Raw genomic sequence first — 6,418 nt, forward strand, 5'->3', positions numbered from 1 at the left:
GCTACGGCTGACGCGGTGTGTCCGACGCGCTACGGCTGACGCGGTATGTCCGACGCGCTACGTCTCACGGGGCCGGGCGCGCTTCAACCCGCCCCCGCTCAGTCCTGGGAGGGCCTCAGTCCTGGGACAGCACGAACGACGTCGTCGCCTTCGCCAGGCCCGGTGCCTTCGCCTCCACCAGATAGGTGCCCGCGGTCGCGGAACCCGCCGGGGGTGTCGCGCACTGGGCGGCGCTGGCCGTGCGGTCCCAGTCGACCGTGTAGGTCACCTGGTCGCCGGCCGGAACGCGGAAGAAGAGACTGGCGGCGTCCTTGGGGCAGTCGCTCGAGGACCAGAAGCTCTTGTCGCCGCCGGCCTGAGTGATCGTCAGTACCGCGCTCTTCGGGCCGAGATCGACCTTGCAGTCCCTGGCGGAGGAGTTCTTCGCGATCAGCTCGATCGAGGGCTTGTCGCCGGGGGCGTACGTGTTGTGCGCGCTGCGCAGGACCAACTTGACGTCTCCCGCAGTGCAGTTGGGGAGGGTGGAGCCGGCCGGGACCTGATCCGCGGAGCCCGCGCCGCCGCCGGAACCGCTGCTTGAGCCACCGCCGCCCGCGCTGCCGGTCCCGCCCGACCCGTCTCCACTGCCACTGCCACTGCCACTGCCGCCAGTGCCGCCGCCGCTTGCCGTACCGGTACTCGCGCCGGGGCTGGACTCGTCGCGGCCGCCCGGGTGTTGACTGATCGCGGGTCCGGAACCGGAGGGGCCCGGGGTGATCGTCTGCACGGGGTTCTTCCCGTTGGACCCGTCCGCGTTCTTCTTGCCGCCTCCGCCGCCGCTGCTGACGACCCAGACGATCAGCAGCGCCAACAGCGCTACCAGGGACAGCAGAACGGCCCTCCGACGCCAGTAGATCGTGGAGGGAAGTGGTCCGACCGGATTGCGCATAGATCCCACGGCGCAAACTGTACGAGAGATCCACGCCGGCGCTCGCCCCACCCGCCGCCCAGAGCGCCAACTTTTCCGGATCATCATTCCGGCACACCGGTCGAGTTGCCCCACACCGACCTTTCACCCCCGCCGCCCCTACCCATTCCCCTCCCTGGGGGCTCCGCCCCCAGACCCCCATATCGGCGTGAACGGCCTCGTCCTCAAACGCCGGACGGGCTGAGTGATGCGGGCCGGAGTGCAGGCCTTCGGGGGCGCGGGGAACTGCGCGACCAGCCCCCACCGCCCCGCAGGCAAAGGAGCCCGTGTGGGGCCGGGGCGAAAAGCCACTCCTCCGCGCCTCGGCGGAAACCGCATAGCCCCACCCCCACATGGCAGGATCGGAACCGCCATGACTGCACCCACCATGCCCACACCCAGCCCCCAGCCCGACGCCCCCGGCAAGACCCTGCACGAACCGGTCATCACCTGGTTCGACGAGCACGCCCGTGACCTCCCCTGGCGCCGCCCCGACGCCGGCCCCTGGGGCGTGATGGTCAGTGAGTTCATGTTGCAGCAGACCCCGGTCAGCCGTGTCCTGCCCGTGTACGAGCAGTGGGTCGCCCGCTGGCCCCGCCCCGCCGACCTGGCCAAGGAGGCCCCGGGCGAAGCCGTCCGCGCCTGGGGCCGGCTCGGCTACCCCCGCCGCGCGCTCCGGCTGCACGGCGCCGCGGTCGCCATAACGGAACGACACGGCGGCGACGTACCCACGGAACACGCTCAGCTGCTCGCGCTGCCCGGTATCGGGGAGTACACGGCCGCCGCCGTCGCCTCGTTCGCGTACGGGCAGCGGCATGCCGTGCTGGACACGAACGTCCGAAGGGTGTTCGCACGGGCTGTCACCGGCGTGCAGTACCCGCCGAACGCCACCACCGCCGCCGAGCGCAAGCTCGCCCGTGCCCTGCTGCCCGAGAACGAGGGCACCGCCTCCCACTGGGCCGCCGCCTCCATGGAGCTCGGCGCACTGATCTGCACGGCGAAGAACGAGGCCTGCCACCGCTGCCCGATCGCCGCGCAGTGCGCCTGGCGGCTGGCGGGCAAGCCGGCGCACGACGGTCCGCCGCGGCGCGGCCAGACGTACGCGGGCACGGACCGCCAGGTGCGCGGCAAACTCCTCGCCGTACTGAGGGAGGCCGTCGAGGGCCCGGTCCCGCAGTCCGTACTGGATCGCGTGTGGGACGAGCCCGTGCAGCGGGCCCGCGCCCTCGACGGGCTCGTCGCCGACGGACTCGTGGAGCCGCTCCCGGGGGGTTTGTATCGGCTGCCCTTGACCTAGTCACGTCCCCACGACACCCGCCGCGCCCGCAAAACCACCCCAACCGGGACTTGTAACCACACCGCCTTACCCACCTCATACATCCGTTACACAACCGACGTACAGCCGAGCGCTCACCGCAGGCTGCCTCGGACAACCCCGTGACAACGCCTCCGTAGCTTCATTTCCGTACCGCACACAGCAGAACGACAGCGGGACACAGGAAACGGACAACCGGCAGCGGGCGCGAGCCAGGCACGTCGGAAACGGGGATGGAGGCGGTTGATCATGGCGCACGGCGAGGTGCTCGAATTCGAGGAGTACGTCCGCACTCGGCAGGACGCGCTGCTGCGCAGTGCCCGTCGCCTGGTTCCCGACCCCGTCGACGCCCAGGACCTCCTGCAGACCGCGCTCGTGCGGACGTACGGCCGCTGGGACGGCATCGCGGACAAGCGGCTCGCGGACGCCTACCTGCGCCGCGTCATGATCAACACGCGGACCGAGTGGTGGCGGGCGCGCAAACTCGAAGAGGTGCCCACCGAGCAGCTCCCGGACGCCTGCGTCGACGACTCGACCGAGCAGCACGCGGACCGGGCGCTCCTTATGGACATCATGAAGGTTCTCGCTCCCAAGCAACGCAGCGTCGTGGTGCTGCGACACTGGGAGCAGATGTCCACGGAGGAGACGGCCGCCGCCCTCGGCATGTCGGCCGGAACGGTCAAGAGCACGCTGCACCGGGCGCTCGCCCGGCTCCGCGAGGAGCTGGAGAGCCGCGACCTGGACGCACGCGCGCTCGAACGTGAGGAGCGGGAGCGTTGCGCGGCCTAGGAACTCGGGCCAGGCAGGTCCTGAAGGCGGGGAGCGTGGCAACGGCCGTGCTCACCGCCCTCGGCGTTTTCCTGACCGCCTGCGCCACGGGTGGCACGGGCGCCCGCGACGAGGGCCCGGCGAGCAGTGAGGCGGTGGCCAAGGGGGCCCCGAGCCCCTCGCCCTCCGCTTCCCCGTCCAAGGCGCCCAAGCGCGTGGACGCGGTCAAGCTCGTCAAGGACGACCCAGAGGTCAGCGAATCGGTCAAGAGCGCGCTGACGAAACCGTGTGTCGCCGACGAGTACCCGGTCGACGTGTCGTACGGGGATCTGACCGGAGGAACCACGGACGACGTCGTGGTCAACGTCATGACCTGCGGGGATGCCGTCGGGATCGGCTCGTACGTCTACCGCGAGGAAAGCGGCAGGTACGAGAATGTCTTCAAGGCCGAGGAGCCGCCGGTCTACGCGGAGATCGACCGGGGCGACCTGGTGATCACCCAGCAGTTGTACAAGAAGGGCGATCCGGTGGAGTACCCCTCCAGTGAAGAAGTGATCACCTACGGGTGGGCCACGACCCACTTCACCGAGAGGTCCCGGACGCACAACGACTACAGCAACGCGGTGGGCGGCGTGGACACGCCCGCTCCCGCGAACTGAGCGCGGACGGAGCAGCCGGATGGCAGAGCAGACCCACGTCCTGTTCGTCGAGGACGACGACGTCATCCGCGAGGCCACGCAGCTCGCTCTCGAGCGCGACGGCTTCGCGGTGACGGCCATGCCCGACGGGCTGTCGGGCCTGGAGGCGTTCCGCGCCGACCGTCCCGACATCGCCCTGCTGGACGTGATGGTCCCCGGACTCGACGGCGTCTCGCTGTGCCGCCGCATCCGTGACGAGTCCACCGTCCCCGTGATCATGCTGTCCGCACGCGCCGACTCGATCGACGTCGTGCTGGGCCTGGAGGCGGGCGCCGACGACTACGTGACCAAGCCCTTCGACGGGGCCGTGCTGGTCGCCCGGATCCGCGCGGTGCTGCGCCGTTTCGGACACGCGAGCGGTCCGAACGGAGCCCCCGAAGAAGCCTCGTCCGTCGACGGCGGGTTGCTCTCCTTCGGCGACCTGGAGATCGACACCGAGGGCATGGAGGTCCACAAGGGCGGTACGCCGGTGGCCCTGACGCCCACCGAGATGCGGCTGCTGCTGGAGTTCTCCTCCGCGCCGGGTACGGTGCTGAGCCGCGACAAGCTGCTCGAACGCGTGTGGGACTACGGCTGGGGCGGGGACACCCGCGTCGTCGACGTCCACGTACAGCGGCTGCGGACGAAGATCGGCCAGGACCGGATCGAGACGGTCCGCGGCTTCGGCTACAAGTTGAAGGCCTGAGCAGGGGTATGCGGGGGATATTTCGGCGCCGGACTCCGGCGGGCGGCGACGGCCCGACCGGCCGCGACAGACCGGCCGACGGGCGCGACAGGGGCGACGGGCGCGGGCCGGTCAACGGGTATGGCCCGGCCGACGGGTACGGCCCGGTGACGGGGAGCGGTCCGGCGCCCGGGAGCAGTCGGACCAGCTGGAACACACCTGCCGGCCGGGACACACCCGTAGGCCGGAGCACACCCGTAGGCCGGAGCACACCCGTAGGCCGGAGCACACCCGTCGGTCGCGGCACACCCGTCGGCCGGGGCCCGTCTGCCGGCCGCGGCGCGCCTGTGGGCATGCGCATGGCGGCCGTCGCCGGGAACTCCGGCATTCGCACGGGCATCCGGTGGAAGCTCAGCGCGGCGATCGCCATGGTCGGCGCGCTGGTCGCGGTCGCGCTCAGCCTCGTCGTGCACAACGCGGCGCGCGTCTCGATGCTCGACAACTCGCGCGACCTGGCGGACGAACGCATCACGGTCGCCGAGCGCATGTACGAGTCCGGGCGGACCCAGGCCTTCGGGGTCAAGGTCGACGACCCGGCCATCCCGAAGGACCTGCTGGCGAAGGTCATGCAGGGGCGGCGGGCCACCTTCGTGGCCGACCGTCCGAACGGGGTCCCGGACATCTGGGCGGCCGTACCCCTCAAGGACGGCCGTGTCCTCTCGCTCCACACCGGTTTCACGGACCGCAACACCGACGTCATGAAGGACCTCGACCAGGCGCTGATCATCGGCTCGATCGCGGTCGTCTTCGGCGGCAGCGCGCTCGGCGTGCTGATCGGCGGCCAGCTCTCGCGCCGGCTGCGCAAGGCCGCCGCCGCGGCGAACCAGGTCGCCAAGGGTGAGACCGACGTACGGGTCCGGGAAGCGATCGGCGGGGTCGTACGGGACGAGACCGACGACCTCGCGCGCGCGGTGGACGCCATGGCGGACGCGCTCCAGCAGCGCATCGAGGCCGAGCGCCGGGTGACCGCCGACATCGCCCACGAACTGCGCACGCCGGTGACCGGCCTGCTGACGGCCGCGGAGCTCCTTCCCCCCGGCCGCCCCACGGAACTCGTCCGCGACCGTGCCCAGGCCATGCGGACCCTCGTCGAGGACGTCCTCGAAGTGGCGCGGCTGGACGGCGCCTCCGAGCGGGCCGAACTCCAGGACATCCTGCTCGGCGAGTTCGTGTCGCGGCGGGTGGCCGCGAAGGAAGCCGACGTCGACGTACGCGTCATCCACGAGTCGGAGGTCACGACGGATCCGCGTCGTCTGGAGCGCGTGCTGTTCAATCTGCTGGCCAACGCGGCACGGCACGGCAAGCCGCCGATCGAGGTCTCGGTCGAGGGCCGGGTCATCCGGGTCCGCGACCACGGTCCCGGCTTCCCCGAGGAACTCCTCGCCGAGGGGCCCAGCCGCTTCCGCACCGGCAGCAGCGACCGTTCGGGCCACGGTCACGGTCTCGGTCTCACCATCGCGGCCGGTCAGGCCCGGGTGCTCGGTGCCCGGCTGACCTTCCGCAACGTCCGGCCCGCGGGGGCCCCGGAGCACGTACCCGCGGAGGGGGCGGTCGCGGTGCTGTGGCTGCCGGAACACGCGCCGACGAACACGGGCAGCTATCCGATGCTGCCGACCTGATGCCGGTGAGCGAGTACCGGTTGCCGTTGCCGTAGGCCGGCCACGGCTCGACCCGTTCCTCCCCACCCACCCGATTCGTCCGGCTGCGGGCCGGTGGGGGCTGGGCGCGCAGTTCCCCGCGCCCCTAAAAGCCTCGACTCGACCGCGTTTCGAGGCCAAGGCCGAAGACCGACCCACACCCTTCAGCCCGTCCGGCGCTTGAGGACAAGGCCGAAGGCCGCTACCCCCCCCCCCCCCCCCCCCCCCCCCCCCCCCCCCCCCCCCCGGGGGGGCCCCCCCCCCCCCCCCGGCCCGGGCCTGATCCGAACGACAGGCCCCAGGGGTGTTCCGCGGCCGCGGGTGATTCGC

At 71.6% G+C, this 6,418-nt stretch carries 6 protein-coding genes; 5 read left to right on the forward strand and 1 reads right to left on the reverse strand.

What is annotated here, in order from left to right; translation table 11 throughout:
- Positions 1 to 115 precede the first annotated feature (115 nt).
- Positions 116 to 937 (reverse strand): hypothetical protein, encoded by an 822-nt coding sequence (locus ACIQTP_RS38925; RefSeq protein WP_403408878.1) that lies wholly within the window; start codon positions 935 to 937, stop codon positions 116 to 118.
- 382 nt (positions 938 to 1,319) lie between these two features.
- Between ACIQTP_RS38925 and ACIQTP_RS38930 the strand changes: the two genes are divergently transcribed.
- The 5 genes from ACIQTP_RS38930 to cseC all read left to right on the forward strand — a co-directional run bounded on the left by ACIQTP_RS38930 (position 1,320) and on the right by cseC (position 6,070).
- Positions 1,320 to 2,243, forward strand: a complete 924-nt coding sequence (locus ACIQTP_RS38930; RefSeq protein ID WP_403408880.1) for an A/G-specific adenine glycosylase — start codon at positions 1,320 to 1,322, stop codon at positions 2,241 to 2,243.
- A 267-nt stretch (positions 2,244 to 2,510) separates the two neighbouring features.
- Positions 2,511 to 3,050, forward strand: a complete 540-nt coding sequence (locus tag ACIQTP_RS38935) for a SigE family RNA polymerase sigma factor (protein WP_060898668.1) — start codon at positions 2,511 to 2,513, stop codon at positions 3,048 to 3,050.
- Positions 3,038 to 3,688 (forward strand): hypothetical protein, encoded by a 651-nt coding sequence (locus ACIQTP_RS38940; RefSeq protein ID WP_403408882.1) that lies wholly within the window; start codon positions 3,038 to 3,040, stop codon positions 3,686 to 3,688. The genes ACIQTP_RS38935 and ACIQTP_RS38940 overlap by 13 nt, the downstream gene beginning before the upstream one ends.
- 19 nt (positions 3,689 to 3,707) lie before the next feature.
- The gene (gene cseB, locus ACIQTP_RS38945; protein WP_403408884.1) at positions 3,708 to 4,412 is read left to right on the forward strand and encodes a two-component system response regulator CseB; all 705 of its coding nucleotides are present in this window, start codon (positions 3,708 to 3,710) and stop codon (positions 4,410 to 4,412) included.
- 332 nt (positions 4,413 to 4,744) lie between these two features.
- On the forward strand, positions 4,745 to 6,070 hold the full coding sequence (gene cseC, locus ACIQTP_RS38950) for a two-component system sensor histidine kinase CseC (RefSeq protein WP_403408886.1): 1,326 nt from the start codon (positions 4,745 to 4,747) through the stop codon (positions 6,068 to 6,070).
- Positions 6,071 to 6,418 lie beyond the last annotated feature (348 nt).

It is taken from the genome of Streptomyces sp. NPDC090798 (genome assembly GCF_044768965.1).
Lineage (GTDB): Bacteria > Actinomycetota > Actinomycetes > Streptomycetales > Streptomycetaceae > Streptomyces.